The sequence below is a fragment of the Amycolatopsis sp. NPDC003676 genome (assembly GCF_053587275.1).
On sequence record NZ_JBSFNS010000166.1, the window covers coordinates 1 to 13,354 of the forward strand.

15 protein-coding genes are annotated in these 13,354 nt (G+C 69.7%); 8 read left to right on the forward strand and 7 right to left on the reverse strand.

Annotated features, from left to right (window positions below; genetic code table 11):
• Positions 1-1,541, reverse strand: a 1,541-nt coding sequence (locus ACWDNU_RS42480; protein ID WP_449673018.1) for a DUF6531 domain-containing protein, incomplete at its 3' end; no start/stop codon positions are given.
• A 90-nt stretch (positions 1,542-1,631) separates the two neighbouring features.
• Here ACWDNU_RS42480 and ACWDNU_RS42485 point away from each other — a divergent pair.
• A complete protein-coding gene (locus tag ACWDNU_RS42485) occupies positions 1,632-2,129 on the forward strand; it encodes a hypothetical protein (RefSeq protein ID WP_449673019.1) in 498 nt (165 codons plus the stop codon).
• Here ACWDNU_RS42485 and ACWDNU_RS42490 read toward each other — a convergent pair.
• Entirely contained in the window at positions 2,116-3,006 is an 891-nt protein-coding gene (locus tag ACWDNU_RS42490) for a glycoside hydrolase family 16 protein (protein ID WP_449673020.1), read from the reverse strand. The two genes, ACWDNU_RS42485 and ACWDNU_RS42490, sit on opposite strands and share 14 nt — an antisense overlap.
• Before the next feature lie 216 nt (positions 3,007-3,222).
• Between ACWDNU_RS42490 and ACWDNU_RS42495 the strand changes: the two genes are divergently transcribed.
• The 5 genes from ACWDNU_RS42495 to ACWDNU_RS42515 are packed head-to-tail and all read left to right on the forward strand — an operon-like array spanning position 3,223 to position 7,215.
• Complete coding sequence (locus ACWDNU_RS42495; protein ID WP_449673021.1) at positions 3,223-4,053, forward strand: helix-turn-helix transcriptional regulator; 831 nt, start codon at positions 3,223-3,225, stop codon at positions 4,051-4,053.
• Positions 4,054-4,093: 40 nt separating this feature from the next.
• The gene (locus ACWDNU_RS42500; RefSeq protein ID WP_449673022.1) at positions 4,094-4,948 is read left to right on the forward strand and encodes an oxidoreductase; all 855 of its coding nucleotides are present in this window, start codon (positions 4,094-4,096) and stop codon (positions 4,946-4,948) included.
• Positions 4,945-5,655, forward strand: coding sequence for an SDR family oxidoreductase (locus ACWDNU_RS42505; RefSeq protein WP_449673023.1), 711 nt, complete (start codon positions 4,945-4,947; stop codon positions 5,653-5,655). The genes ACWDNU_RS42500 and ACWDNU_RS42505 overlap by 4 nt, the downstream gene beginning before the upstream one ends.
• A gap of 16 nt (positions 5,656-5,671) precedes the next feature.
• Positions 5,672-6,010 carry a YciI family protein gene (locus ACWDNU_RS42510; protein ID WP_449673024.1) on the forward strand — a complete coding sequence of 113 codons (339 nt, stop codon included), beginning with the start codon at positions 5,672-5,674 and terminating at the stop codon, positions 6,008-6,010.
• Positions 6,007-7,215: an RNA polymerase sigma factor gene (locus ACWDNU_RS42515; protein ID WP_449673025.1), complete on the forward strand. Its 1,209-nt coding sequence runs from the start codon at positions 6,007-6,009 to the stop codon at positions 7,213-7,215. Before ACWDNU_RS42510 ends, ACWDNU_RS42515 begins: the two co-directional genes overlap by 4 nt.
• On the opposite strand, the gene ACWDNU_RS42520 is transcribed toward ACWDNU_RS42515, so the two are convergent.
• Positions 7,216-7,833 (reverse strand): TetR/AcrR family transcriptional regulator, encoded by a 618-nt coding sequence (locus ACWDNU_RS42520; RefSeq protein ID WP_449673026.1) that lies wholly within the window; start codon positions 7,831-7,833, stop codon positions 7,216-7,218.
• 92 nt (positions 7,834-7,925) lie between these two features.
• On the opposite strand from ACWDNU_RS42520, the gene ACWDNU_RS42525 reads away from it, so the two are divergent.
• The gene (locus tag ACWDNU_RS42525; protein ID WP_449673027.1) at positions 7,926-9,383 is read left to right on the forward strand and encodes an amidase; all 1,458 of its coding nucleotides are present in this window, start codon (positions 7,926-7,928) and stop codon (positions 9,381-9,383) included.
• Positions 9,384-9,484: 101 nt separating this feature from the next.
• Positions 9,485-10,561: a GDSL-type esterase/lipase family protein gene (locus ACWDNU_RS42530; protein WP_370937202.1), complete on the forward strand. Its 1,077-nt coding sequence runs from the start codon at positions 9,485-9,487 to the stop codon at positions 10,559-10,561.
• Between the two features lie 468 nt (positions 10,562-11,029).
• Here the strand turns inward: ACWDNU_RS42530 and ACWDNU_RS42535 are convergent, their stop codons facing one another.
• From ACWDNU_RS42535 to ACWDNU_RS42550, 4 genes are all read right to left on the reverse strand, one after another.
• On the reverse strand, positions 11,030-11,329 hold the full coding sequence (locus ACWDNU_RS42535; protein ID WP_370937203.1) for a hypothetical protein: 300 nt from the start codon (positions 11,327-11,329) through the stop codon (positions 11,030-11,032).
• The gene (locus ACWDNU_RS42540; RefSeq protein WP_043830397.1) at positions 11,316-11,543 is read right to left on the reverse strand and encodes a hypothetical protein; all 228 of its coding nucleotides are present in this window, start codon (positions 11,541-11,543) and stop codon (positions 11,316-11,318) included. Before ACWDNU_RS42540 ends, ACWDNU_RS42535 begins: the two co-directional genes overlap by 14 nt.
• A gap of 19 nt (positions 11,544-11,562) precedes the next feature.
• Positions 11,563-12,015, reverse strand: a complete 453-nt coding sequence (locus tag ACWDNU_RS42545) for an Lrp/AsnC family transcriptional regulator (RefSeq protein WP_009078207.1) — start codon at positions 12,013-12,015, stop codon at positions 11,563-11,565.
• 76 nt (positions 12,016-12,091) lie between these two features.
• On the reverse strand, positions 12,092-13,234 hold the full coding sequence (locus ACWDNU_RS42550) for a M24 family metallopeptidase (RefSeq protein ID WP_370937204.1): 1,143 nt from the start codon (positions 13,232-13,234) through the stop codon (positions 12,092-12,094).
• Positions 13,235-13,354: the final 120 nt, after the last annotated feature.

A 13,354-nucleotide genomic window follows, 5' to 3' on the forward strand; every position in this document is an offset into this window, starting at 1 on the left:
TCCGCCGAATCGATCGTGACCCGGTAGCCGCCGGAGTGCTCCATCTCCACCGGAACGCCGTCCTGGTAGCGGAAGACGATCCGGTTGCCCGAGCTGTCGGCCAGCGTGTGCAGGCGGAGCGTTCGGTCACCCGCGTCGCCGGTGAAGTAGCGGATGACGTTGCTCTGCGGGTCGCCGACGATGAACCCGGTGGTGATCCGGCGCAGCGCGAGGTACGGACCGTCGTCGGTCGCCACGGCCTCGATGTCGCGCGGGAAGGGAAAGCGCACCAGCACGCCGTTCGGGGCGGCGTAGTGCAGGCCGTCGTCGCGGATCTCGAGCCGTTCGTCCAGCGTGGAGGACCAGGTGGGGCCGAAGAAGCCGCCGGAGCGGTAGGACGAGCGGTGGGTGCGTTCGACGGTCAGCGGGAGCATTCCGGGCAGGCGCAGGTCTTCCTGGACCAGGAACACCGCGCCGGTGGCGATGTCGATCGGGTCGCCGCAGTCCCGGACGTCCTTGGGGTCGGTGTGGTGTTCGGCGGGGTTCTGGTTGCCCCGCGGCTGCTGCGTCGAGGACGTGTGGACGTCGTTGCCGCCGGTGTCGTGCGACCCGGAGCCGCCTTGCCCGCCGCCTTCGTGCCCGCCGCCTTCCGAACTGCTTGCGTGAGTGTTGCCGGTATTGCCCGTGTTGCCGTGGTGGCCACCGCCTTCGGCGCCCGAGGTGTGCGTGCCTTCGTTGCCGCCTGGGCCGGAGCGGGTGCCCTCGGTTTTGACGTTGATGTCCTTGGGCGTGTGCGTGGGCGCGTTCTTGCCGCCCTTGAGGCTCTTCAACGCCTTTCCAGCGTCCTCGAACAGCGTCCCGGCCTTCTTCAGCAGCGGGATGAGCGCTTTGAAGGCCTTGACCAGCTTGGTGGTGATCTGGGTGATCTTGGACGCGGTCTTCGCGACCGCCGCCGCCACCTGCGGCCCCACCCAGGCCATCCCGATGCCCGCGGTGAGCAGCACCTGCAGCGCCCACGAGATGAGGTGCCCGACCAGGTCCGCGATCGTGTCCCGCACCAGCGACCGGACCGCCGCGACGATCTCGCCCGCGGTCTTGACGCCGCTCGCCGCGCCCTCGGAACCCTTCTGGGCGCTGGCGATGAGAGCGGAGGTGTCCTCGGCCCGCTTGCGGTAGCTGTCGGCGGCCTCGCCCTGCCAGTTCTCGAGGTCTTTCTTGACGAGCTCGCCGAGGTCGGCGGAGACGCCTTCGAGTTCCTTGGCGACGTTGGTCCAGGTCTGCGCCTGCGAGCTGATCTGATCGGCGTTGCCGGTGAGCGCGTCGAGAGCTTGCTTGAGCGGGCCGACGTGCTCCATCAGCCAGCCGACGCCCGCGGCGAAGATCGCGCCGAACGGGTCCATGACAGCGGTGAGCACGTCGAGCGCGGTCCCGACGGCCCCGATCGCGACCGCGGCCCAGTTCTTGCTCTCGATCGCGTCCTTGAGCCCGGTGGCGTCCTCCAGCAACGGGACTCCGGCCATCGCCGAGGTCTCCTTGACCGGTGCCACCAATGGGTTGCTCACGTGGTTCCCCTCTGCCCGCTGCTGCGTTGATCACGGTACCTACCGGGCCCCGGGCCCGCGCGCGGCAGGCGGATCGAGTCGTGGACCGCTGTGGAGATGGCGCTGCGCGAGGAAGGGCCGGACGGCGGTCCCCAGTTCACCGACCCGGCGGTGCCCTGCCTGCAGTTGTGGGGAATGCAGGCGTGCTTGGACGACGGCCGCGCACTGAGGATCCTTACGTACCAAGACGACGACCTCTTCGGGCTGTGGCCGCATCGCCGCCCCGATCCCCGGCTCGAGAACCGGGCGGGGTGGGACGGCATTTATCGATGGACGGCGCTGAGCGAACTGCCGACCGGCCCGGTCGCGGACGTGGCTGTCTTCGCTGAGGAAGGAGTGCTCGCCGAAGTCGATCTGCGTGTCGGCGGGCGGCCGCTGGTGCTGGTCGCGGGCGAATTGATCGAGGACTGGACCAGGGTGGTGTTCAGCCGGCTCGACGAGTCGGTCCTGGTGTTCACCGATCCCGCCGCGGCCGAGCGCGTCGAATGGTCCACTCCGCAGCTCGGCCGCGTCCGCATCGACCCGTGGCCCAAGGTCAGCTTTTGCTGACCTTCACCGAAAACGCGTCGATGCTCATCCCCGCCCCCGGCGTGATGTCCGCTCCCGGGCTGGTGCACCCGCAGACCTTGTTCGGATAGGACCCGCCGATCGCCACGTCGAAGATCGCGAAGAACCCGTGGTCCACCGCGGCCTTCCACGTCGCATCGGACACCTGGTTCTGCTTGACCGCGAAGGTTTCCTTGCCGTCCAACGAAAACCGCAGCTCCTCGGCTGCCACGTCCCGGCGGTCGACCACCACCGAATACGTGTGATAACCCGTCTTGCAGCCAGCACAGTCCTGCAGGTCGCTGCTGATCCCGTCCGGATCGTGGCACTCCCCCGCCCACTGTCCACAGTGGAACGTGCTGGAGTGCTTGTCCAGCGCGTTCACGTTCTCCATGATGTCCAGTTCGCCGATGCTGGGCCAGTTCGTCGCGCCGACCGGCCGCGCGTCCGCGCCCATCGCCCAGAACGCGGGCCAGTAGCCGAGGCCGTGGTCGGGATTCGGCTGCTGGATGGTCGCGCTCATCTCCATCTGCCCGCCCGCCGGCGCGCCGAAGTCGGTGCGCTGGGTTTCGATCCGGCCGGACGTCCACGCGCCGTTCGCGTCCCGCAGCGGCTTGATCACCAGGTGCCCGGCTCCGTCGTGGTAGACGTTGTCCGTCGAGTCGGTCGACGTCTCGATCTCGCCGGTGCCCCAGTTCGCCGCGCCGCCGGGGTAGCCGGTTCCCTTGTCGTAGAGCCAGTTCTGCGGGTCGAGACCGGTGCCGGCGGGGCCGTCGAAGGTGTCCTCGAACACCGTGGTCCAGGTTTCGGCCGCTTGCGCGGGCGCGGCGGCCATCGACAGCGCGGCCACGGCCGCGAGGACGAGCGGGGTTCGGCGCATGGTTCGCCTTCCGGTCGAGGGGGTGGTCCCAGCAGGGTCGGCCGCCGCCGCTGACCAGTCAAAACAGTCTGCCTGCCGGGTCCGCGGCGGCGGTGCGGGCGGGCAGAGCGCGCCCGGATAGGTTTGAACCACTGCGCGCCGGGGTACCGCGAGGGTGGGAGAACCACACCCCCTTTGCGTGCCCCGCGGCCGCCGCCGGCGATCTAGCCTGGGCTCATGAGCGACAGCAACCTCCTCGGCGAGTTCCTGCGGGCCCGGCGCGGCACCACCGTCCCGGCGGACGCGGACGTGCTCGCCGACACCCGGCGCCGGGTCAGCGGCCTGCGCCGGGAGGAGGTCGCGCAGCGGGCCGGGGTGAGCACCGACTACTACGTGCGGCTCGAGCAGGGCCGGGAGCGCACCCCGTCGGCGCAGGTCGTCGACGCGCTCGGCCGGGCGCTGCGGCTCGACGACGAGGCGCTCGCCCACCTGCATTCGCTCGCCCGGCCGAAGCGGCCCAAGCGACGGCCGGCGAAGGAACGCGTGAGCCCGCGGCTGGTGCAGCTGATGGACGCGTGGCCGCAGACTCCCGCGGTCGTGCTCGGCCGGTGCATGACCGTCCTCGCGTCGAATCTGCTCGGCGGAGCGCTGTTCGGCGGGCACGAATACAGCGGCGACCTGCTGCGGCTGGTGTTCCTCGACCCCGACGCCCGGGATTTCTACCCGGATTGGGAGCAGGTCGCGGTGAACACCGTCGGCGGGCTGCGGTCGGCGGCGGGCGCCGATCTGGACGATCCGCTCTTGATCGAGGCGGTCGGCGAATTGTCGCTCAAGAGCGCTGATTTCCGCCGGTTGTGGGCGCGCCACGACCTCCGGCAGAAAACGCACGAGACGAAACGGTTCCGGCACCCGCTCGCCGGAATGCTCACCCTGCACTACGAATCGATGACCGTGAACAGCGCTCCCGATCAGCAACTCGTGGTGTACCAAGCGGATCCGGGCAGTCCGTCGGAGGCCGCACTGGGACTGCTGGGCAGTCTCGCCGCCGGCGACCGTCCTCATCGCTGACACTTTTTCGCAATTTCCGAATTCACCCGAGGGTAGATCCATGCCTGAAAACACCGCACCCGTCTGGTTTATCACCGGATGTTCCACCGGACTCGGCCGCGCGCTCGCGACCGCCGTCCTCGAACGCGGCCTGCGCGCGGTCGTGACGGCCCGCGATCCCGAACGCGTCGCGGACCTCGTCGCCGCGTACCCCGGCCGCGCGGTCTCGGTCGCGCTCGATGTCACCGACCAGCAGCAGATCACCGAAGCGGTCGCCGAGGCGCACCGAGCCTTCGGTCAGATCGACGTCCTCGTCAACAACGCGGGCTACGGCTATCTCGCCGCCGCCGAAGAAGGCGAAGACGCGGAGATCCGCGCGTTGTTCGACGCCAACGTCTTCGGCCTGATGGCGCTCACCCGCGCTGTCCTGCCGGGAATGCGGGCCAGGCGCAGCGGCCACGTCGTTTCGGTCTCGTCGCTCGGCGGGCTGGCCGCCTTCGGCGCGACCGGCTACTACCACGCCACGAAGTTCGCCGTCGAAGGCTTCAGCGAATCGCTCGCCGCCGAGGTCGCGCCGCTCGGCATCGGCGTCACGATCGTCGAACCGGCCGCGTTCCGCACCAACTGGTCGGGCCCGTCCATGCGGGAATCCGCGATCCGCATCGACGACTACGCCGACACCGCGGGCGCGCGCCGGACCTCGACGCTCGCCACCTACGGCAAGCAGCCCGGCGACCCGGACCGCGCCGCGACCGCGGTCATCGACGCCGTCACCTCCGCCGAACCGCCGCTGCGCCTCCTGCTCGGCCAGGCGGCTTACGCCATCGCCACCGCCCGTCTCGACACCCTCCGCAAGACGTTCGACGTCTGGCGCGACGTCACCCTGTCCGCCGACTTCCCGAAGGAATCCGAATGAACAAGGTCGCCCTGATCACCGGTGCCAGCAGCGGCATCGGCGAAGCCACCGCCCGCCGCCTCGCCGCCGACGGCTGGCACGTCGTCGCCGGAGCACGCCGCGAAGACCGCCTGGCCGAGCTCGCCGCCAGCGCGGACGGCGTCGAAGTCCACCGCCTCGACGTGACCGACCGCGCCGACGTCGCCGAGTTCGTCGACCGCGCGGTGCGCGACCACGGCGAGATCGACGCGTTCATCGCGAACGCCGGCGTGATGCCGCTGTCCCGGTTGGACGCCGGGCTGGTCGAGGAATGGGACCGGATGATCGACGTCAACGTCCGGGGCCTGCTGCACGGCATCGCCGCCGCGCTGCCCCACTTCACCCGCCAGCGCCGGGGCCACTTCGTCACCGTCGCCTCGATCGGCGCGCACCAGGTCACCCCGACCGCCGCGGTGTACTGCGGGACGAAATACGCGGCCTGGGCGATCACCGAGGGCCTGCGGCAGGAGTGCGACCCGTCGATCCGCGTCACCACGGTCTCTCCCGGAGTCGTCACTTCGGAGCTGGCGGACACGATCAGCGACCCGGAAACGCAGGAGGTCATGCGGATCTACCGCAAGGACGCGATCGAACCGAAAGCGATCGGCGACGCCATCGCCTACGCTCTCGACCAGCCGGCCGACGTGGACGTCACCGAGATGATCGTGCGGCCGGCCCGGCAACGCTGAGCGAAGGAGGGGCCGCATGCCGCAGTACCTGCTCGGGATCTACCAGCCCGACGGCGGGACCCCGGATCCCGAAGTGCTTGCGGACATCGCCGCGCGCCTCGAAGCGGTGACCGACGAGATGAAAGCGACCGGCGTCTGGGTGTTCTCGGGCGGGCTGCATCCGGCGCAGGCCGCTCGAGTCGTCCGCGCTTCCGGCGACGACGTCCTGTACACCGACGGTCCGTTCGCTGAAGGCAAGGAACACCTGGGCGGCTTCACGATCGTGACCGCGCCCGATCCGGAGGTCGCGGCCGAATGGGCGCGGCAGATCTCGGAAATCACGACGCTGCCGGTGGAAGTCCGGGAGTTCCATTGATCTCGACGGCCGTGCTCGAGCGGGTCTTCCGCGCCGAGCACGGCCGTGCGGTCGCGGTGCTGGCCCGGGTCTTCGGCGACCTGGACCTCGCCGAGGACGCGGTCCAGGAGGCGTGCGCGATCGCCACCGTGAAATGGCGTGCGGAAGGGCTTCCGCCGAGCCCCGCGGGCTGGCTGATCACGACCGCCCGCAACCGCGGCATCGACCGGCTCCGCCGCGAATCCGCCCGCGCCGACCGCCACGCGCAAGCCGCGCTCCTGCACGCCGCCGAACCGTTCGAGGAAGGCGCGATCCCCGACGAGCGCCTGCGGCTGATCTTCACCTGCTGTCACCCCGCGCTCGGCACCGCCGCCCGAGTCGCCCTCACGCTGCGGCTGCTGGGCGGCCTCACCACCGCCGAGATCGCGCACGCGTTCCTCGTCCCGGAACCGACGCTGGCACAACGGCTGGTGCGCGCGAAAGCCAAGATCCGCGACGCCCGAATCCCGTACCGCGTCCCTGCCGCCGCCGACCTCCCCGCTCGGCTCAACGCCGTCCTCGCGGTGCTGTACTTGATCTTCACCGAAGCCCACACCGCCGCCGCCGGCACCGATCTCACGCGACCGGACCTGGCCGCCGAGGCGATCCGCCTGACCCGGATCCTGGCCGCACTGCTGCCCGACGAACCCGAAGTCCTGGGCCTGCTCGCGCTGCAACTGCTCACCGAATCCCGCCGCGCGGCCCGCCTCGACGCCGACGGAGTCCCGGTGCTGCTGCCCGACCAGGACCGCGACCGCTGGGACTGGACCTTGATCGCCGAAGGCCAGTCGCTGGTCCGCCAGTGCCTGCGACTCGACCGCCCCGGGCCGTACCAGATCCAGGCCGCGATCAACGCCGTCCACAGCGACGGGACCGACTGGGGCCAGATCCTCGCCCTCTACGACCAGTTGCTCGCCCTGACTCCCACTCCGATCGTCGCGCTGAATCGCGCCGTCGCGGTCGCCGAGGTCGAGGGCCCGGGTGCTGCGTTGACCATTGTGGACAGTCTCGATCTCAGCCAACGGCACCTGTTCCACGCCGTCCGGGCGGATCTGCTCGCCCGGCTAGGCCGAACCGCCGACGCCGCGGAGGCTTACGACGAGGCGCTGCGCCTGGTCGCGAATGAGGCCGAACGCCTTCTGCTGCAACGCAAACGGGCCGCTCTCAACCCGCCTCACCGAGACTGATCACTTCTTCGACGGTCCGGATGTTTTGCCGCGGCTGACGACCCCTTCGACGATCTTCGTCAGGTGCGCGCCGACGTTCTCCACACCGCCGTTCTGCACCGCGATCTGCGCCCCCTCCATCGCGAATGTCAGCTCCGCCGCGCCCAGCTCCGGATCGGCCAGCCCGAGTCCCTCGCACATCGCCCGGAGCCTGCCGAACTGCCGGGTCTTGTGCTCGCTGATCAGCCGCCGCGCCGGATGGTCCGGGTCGGGCAGTTCGGCGACGGAGTTCGTGAACGGGCAGCCGCGATGGGAGAACTCGGGCAGTCCGTCGACGATGAACCGCCCCACCGCGCGGATCTGCTCCGCGAAATCGTCCGGATGCGCCTGTTCGGCCGCGTCGAAGGCCGCGGAGTAGTCGTGCACGACGATCCGCAGCCATTCCGCGATGAGCGCGTCCTTGGTGCCGAAGTGCCGGTAGATCGCCATCTTCGTGGTCCCGGCGCGGTCCGCGATCGCCTGGACCCCCACCCGCACCACGCCCTCGTTGAGGAACAGCTCCTCGGCCGCGTCGAGGATGCGCTCGCGAGGCGGCAACGTCGCGACCCGGGTCGGCCGCCGGTCGGAGGTGCTCGTCATCGGTTCTTCCTCGGGAGGGCTTGGCAATCCGGTTCGTCCCCGGCTACGGTACACAACCGTCCCCCGATACCACTCGGTATCACTCAATACGGATGAGTCTCCCGAAGGGCCAACTGGTGAAAATCTCCGAATACACGAGCTGCGACGCCGTCGCCTTGGCGGACCTGATCGCCCGCGGCGAGGCAACGGCGGCCGAGGTCGCCGACGCGGCCGCGCGGGCGGTCGAAGCGGTCAATCCCCAGATCAACGCAGTAGTCGAAACCTGGCCGCCCGAAGACACTCCGGCCCCCGGCTCCGCCCCGCTGGCAGGCGTGCCGTTCCTGATCAAGGACTTGGGCGTCGCCATGGCAGGCAAACGCAGCGAACTGGGCAGCCGCTTGGCCGCGGGCTCCGTGTCCCCCGAAGACTCGTACCTGATGCGCCGCTTCCGCCAGGCGGGCTTGGTGACGGTCGGCCGCACGACCACCCCGGAAATGGCCTACAGCACCACAACCGAACCGGAGCTCTACGGCGCGACCCGCAACCCGTGGTCGCTGGACCGCAGCGCAGGCGGCTCGAGCGGCGGTTCCGGCGCCGCAGTCGCCGCCGGGATCGTCCCGCTCGCACACGCCACCGATGCCGCGGGTTCCATCCGAGTCCCCGCCTCCAGCAACGGATTGTTCGGCCTGAAGCCGACCCGAGGCCGGGTTTCGCAGGGCCCGGGCGCGGACGAGGTCTTCAGCGGACTGGCCGTCCAAGGCAGCCTGAGCCGAACCGTCCGCGACAGCGCCGTCCTGCTGGACCTGATCGAAGGCCCCGAACCCGGCGACCCGTACTTCGCCACCCGCCCGGACCGCCCCTACGCCGCCGAAGCCCAACTGCCCCCAGGTCGCCTGCGCATCGCCGTCCTCCGCCGGCCTTGGGGCGGCCGACAGCCAACCGCGCCGGTCTCCGCAGCCCTCACCGAAACCATGCGTCTGCTGGATTCCCTGGGCCACCACGTCGATGAAACCTCACTGGATCTCGGCGTCTCGTGGGAAGAATTCGTCCTGGGCAACGCCCGGATGTGGACCGCGAACCTGGCCCCGTGGATCGACGGCATCGCCGCCGCGACCGGCCGCCCCGTCGACGAGACCACCCTGGAACCGGTCACCCTCGCCAGCTACCGGTACGGCCACCAGGTCACCGCCGACGAGCTCGTCCGCGCACTGACCATCCGCAACCAGGTCGCCCGAACCTTCGCCCAGCACTTCGCCCGCTACGACCTCCTGCTCTCCCCCACCCTGCCCGAACCGCCGGTCCCGCTAGGCGTCTATGGCGAAGGCGCCGACCAACTGGACGGCCTCGGCTGGCTGGACCGCCTCCTGGACCGCTCCCCCTACACCGCGGCTGCGAACGTTTCAGGGGTTCCGTCGATGTCCGTGCCGCTGGCCGAAGACGAAGGACTCCCGATCGGGATGCAGTTCACCGCCGCCTTCGGCCGCGAAGACCTGCTGTTCCGCCTGGCCGGGCAGCTGGAGCAAGCCGCCCCGTGGACCCACCGCAAGCCCCCGGTCTGGGCGGCCGAATGACCCCTTGAGTCCACAATGGACGAACGACGGACGGTGACCCGCGTCCCAGCCACCCCAGACCCTGACGGACCCTGCGGATTTCTCGCTAGACTTGGCAAGCGATGCGACGATTCCGGTGGTGGTGGGGGGCGCTGGTCCTCGCCTGCGTAGCTGTTCTCGCAGGCTTTTTCGTCTTTTTCGGCAGCGAGAGCCGCCCAGGCCAGCCCTTCCCGAGGCAAGGCCCGCCCGGCCGCGGCCCGCTGACCATCGTCTCGCTGGGAGACAGCACCGTCTCCGGCGAAGGCGCCGGCGCCTACACCCCCGACACCGACGGCAAGAACGGCGACTGGTGCCACCGCTCGTCCGCCGCGTTCGTGGAAAAGGTCCGCATCCCCGGCGTCACCGCCCGGGTCAACCTGGGTTGTTCGGGCGCCCCCGCCGCCCAAGTCGCGCTGGGCGAGGCCAAACAGTGGGGCGAACGCTCCCAAGCCGCCCAATTGGCCGACGTGGTGAAGGATCACCGGGTCTCCGCTGTCGTGATCGCCGTAGGCGCGAACGACGACCCGAAGTTCTCCGCGCAGGTAAGCGAATGCTTCAAGGCTTGGTTCTCCTCCGGCGGCCCGTCCTGCAACGTCGCTTTGAAGGAAACATGGAAGTCCAAAGTGGACGCCATGGTCCCCAAGGTGGCGAACGCGGTAGGCGACGTGAAAAAGGTGTTGGCGGACGCCGGATACGTCCCCGCGGATTACCAGTTGGTCTTGCAGTCCTATGCCACTCCCGTGGGCCCGAACATCCCGCCGGATCTGCAAAGCCTCAACGGCTGCCCCTTCCGCACCGACGACCTGCAATGGATTTCGACCACCGGAATCAGCACCCTTTCCGCGGGAATCAAACAAGCAGCCACCCAATCCGGCGCAAGATTCCTGGATCTGGCCCGAGCAGGCGAAAACCACGAAGCCTGCTCCGGCGGCGCGAACCTGGCCTCAGAATGGTTCACGAGGCTCACCCTGCATCTGAACGACCTGACCCAGGTGGACCGAGCGACGCACGCACTGCAGGAATCCTTCCACCCCAACGCCGCCGGACACGCCGCGATCGCCGACTGCCTGACCGATTTCCTTACGAGTCAACAAGGAAACGCCTCCTGCCTGGCAGGCCCCGACGGCAAACTCCACGCCGTCCCCGAACCAGTCAGCTGACTCCCCCACGCGCTCAGCAGCATTCCGTGAGGGGAACCCTGAGGGAATCTGATTCCCTCAGGGTTCCCCTCACGACCTACGCGAGCCCGTTCACCACCCATGCAAGTCTGTGAGGGCCACCTTCACGGCCCGCCCCACTCGCTAGCCCCCACCGCGATGCGCCCCAATGCCACATTCGGTGCATCCCACGCACCCAATGCGGCATTCGGTGCGTCACATGCACCCAACGCCACATTGGGGCGCTAACCAGCCCCCCTCGCGAACCGCAACCGATGCACCCACCCAAGGCAGCCACACCCCCCCGCACCCCGATACGAAGCCAAAAACACGCGCGGAAAGGCTTGTCAAGGCATCTTTCCCGCCTTGACAAGCCTTTCCGCGCGTAGTCACACTCAGCTTCGGGGTGCCTAACGCACCACTCAAAAGCAATGTCGCCGCCAGGCGACGAGCCGACCCCCAAACGGGGATTCACAAATCCAACGCAGCCCTCAAAGCCACATCGATCTGCTCCTGAACATCAGAATCAACCTCCGCGATCCGCTCCGCCAACCAAGGCCGATACAACCGCGTGAGATTCAACGTAGAAACCCAATACCGAGCATCCACAGCCACCCCGAGAATATCCTGCGGATCCCGATCCAAAAGCTCAGTCCCGAGCAACCAAGGCCGCTCAGACTCATTCACCCCGTCCGACGACAGCAAGACGACAGTCCGCTGCCGAGCAGGATCAGTAGGCGGGTGGTAAGTCCAAACCTCACCCCTGCGCACGCATCTCCTTCTCCGCAGCCGCCCGCTCCGCCTCGTCCGCCTCGGCGGACGGCGCAACAGGAGCCCGCTGCGGGGTATACCCAGTCCGGACCGCCTCGCGCCGGGCCGCCTTCGACAGCCAGGACGAGACCGAAATTCCGTGCGCTTTCGCGGCCCGCTCGGCGTACTCGAGCGCACCGGTGTCGAGCGAGAGTGTCACCTTACGCGTTGCCATACCTTTTACCGTACCACTCTCACAGCGTCGGCGACCGTCCCTCGAACGGCGTGGACAGCACGACCGTCGTCCGGGTGGACACCTTCGCCGCCTCGCGGATCCGCCGGAGCAGGTCTTCGAGACCGAGCGGCGACGCGACCCGCACCAGCAGGATGTAGGACTCGTCGCCCGCGACGGAGTAGCAGGACTCGATCTCGGTGATGTGCTGGATCCGCTGCGGGTAGTCGTCGGGGGCGGCCGGGTCGTTCGGGGTGAGCGAGATCAGCGCGGTGAGCGGGAGGCCGATCTGCTCGCCGTCGAGCCGGGCGGTGTAGCCGAGGATGACGCCGCGCTGTTCGAGGCGGCGCACCCGCTGGTGCACCGCCGACACCGACAGCCCGACCCGTTCGGCGAGATCGGTGAAACTGCGCCGCCCGTCGGCGGCCAGCTCCTGCACGATCGCCTGGTCGAGCGGTTCCAGCGGGCCGCTCATGCCGTCGCCTCCTCAGGGAGTTCCACACGGGTCGCCGGGGTGGCGACGGCACGAACGGCCATGATCCGGGCTGCGCTCATGCGTCCAGCACGACCAGTTCGTGCGGCCGCGTGTTCACCGGCTCGACGCCCGAGTCGGTGACGAGCACGATGTCCTCGATCCGCGCGCCCCAGCGGCCGGGCTGGTAGATGCCCGGCTCGACGCTGAAGGCCATGCCCGCCTCGAGCGGCAGCGCGTTGCCCGCGATGATGTAGGGCTCCTCGTGCACGTCGAGACCGATGCCGTGGCCGGTGCGGTGGATGAAGTACTCGCCGAACCCGGCGGCGTCGATGACGTCGCGCGCAGCCTTGTCGATGCTCTCGGCGGTGGCGCCGGGGCGGACCGCGTCGACGGCGGCCTGCTGCGCGCGCTGCAGCACGGCGTAGGTCTCGGCGACGTCGGCGTCGCGGGGCTCGCCGATCGAGTAGGTCCGGGTGGAGTCGGAGTTGTAGCCCTCGGGCACCGGTCCGCCGATGTCGATCACGACGACGTCGCCGCGTTCGATGACGCGCTCGGACACGTCGTGGTGCGGGCTGGCGCCGTTGGGACCGGAGCCGACGATGACGAAGTCGGCGTGCGTGTGGCCCTCTTCGACGATGGCGGCGGTGATGTCCGCGCCGACCTCGGCCTCGGTGCGGCCGGCGCGCAGCCACTCGCCCATCCGCGCGTGGACGCGGTCGATCGCCGCGCCCGCCTTGCGCAGGGCGTCGATCTCGGCGGCGTCCTTGCGCATCCGCAGTTCGCGCACGATCGGGCCGGCCAGCGTCTGCTCGGCGTCGCCGAACGCGGCGCGCAGGGACAGCACGTGCAGCGCCGGGGTGAAGTCGCTGACCGCGATCCGGCCGGGCTTGCCGAGCCGGTCGGCGACGAGCCGGTAGGGGTCGTCGCCGTCGACCCAGGTGAGCACCTCGACGCCGAGTTCGTCGGTGGGCACGCCCGCGTAGCCGGGGGCCTCGAGCTTCGGCACGACGAGCGCGGGGGCGCCGTCGGCGGGGACGACGAGAGTGGTCAGCCGCTCGAAGGAACCGCCGGCCTGGCCGAGCAGGTACCGCAGGTCGGACCCGGGCGCGACGAGCAGCGCGTCGGTGTCGGCGGCGGCGGCCGCTTTCGCGGCGCGGTCGAGACGGGCGCGGAGCGCGGCGGCGTCGGGAGCGGGAGTGTTGAGGGATCGGCTCGACATGACGCCGAGCCTAGTACCGGCGTCCCGGCGCAGCCCGCCCGTCCTCCCCAACCCGGCGTGCCGCCCCGGTCATCCGGCCGAAGTCCCGCGCGACGACCGCGGACGTAGTCCGTGAAGGGC

Coding starts and splice junctions, on each gene's coding strand:
- ACWDNU_RS42495 (WP_449673021.1), top strand. CDS start 3,223: ATGAGCGACAGCAACCTCCTCGGCGAGTTCCTGCGGGCCCGGCGCGGC.
- ACWDNU_RS42530 (WP_370937202.1), top strand. CDS start 9,485: ATGCGACGATTCCGGTGGTGGTGGGGGGCGCTGGTCCTCGCCTGCGTA.
- ACWDNU_RS42525 (WP_449673027.1), top strand. CDS start 7,926: ATGAGTCTCCCGAAGGGCCAACTGGTGAAAATCTCCGAATACACGAGC.
- ACWDNU_RS42540 (WP_043830397.1), bottom strand. CDS start 11,543: ATGGCAACGCGTAAGGTGACACTCTCGCTCGACACCGGTGCGCTCGAG.
- ACWDNU_RS42520 (WP_449673026.1), bottom strand. CDS start 7,833: ATGACGAGCACCTCCGACCGGCGGCCGACCCGGGTCGCGACGTTGCCG.
- ACWDNU_RS42550 (WP_370937204.1), bottom strand. CDS start 13,234: ATGTCGAGCCGATCCCTCAACACTCCCGCTCCCGACGCCGCCGCGCTC.
- ACWDNU_RS42545 (WP_009078207.1), bottom strand. CDS start 12,015: ATGAGCGGCCCGCTGGAACCGCTCGACCAGGCGATCGTGCAGGAGCTG.
- ACWDNU_RS42490 (WP_449673020.1), bottom strand. CDS start 3,006: ATGCGCCGAACCCCGCTCGTCCTCGCGGCCGTGGCCGCGCTGTCGATG.
- ACWDNU_RS42505 (WP_449673023.1), top strand. CDS start 4,945: ATGAACAAGGTCGCCCTGATCACCGGTGCCAGCAGCGGCATCGGCGAA.
- ACWDNU_RS42510 (WP_449673024.1), top strand. CDS start 5,672: ATGCCGCAGTACCTGCTCGGGATCTACCAGCCCGACGGCGGGACCCCG.
- ACWDNU_RS42500 (WP_449673022.1), top strand. CDS start 4,094: ATGCCTGAAAACACCGCACCCGTCTGGTTTATCACCGGATGTTCCACC.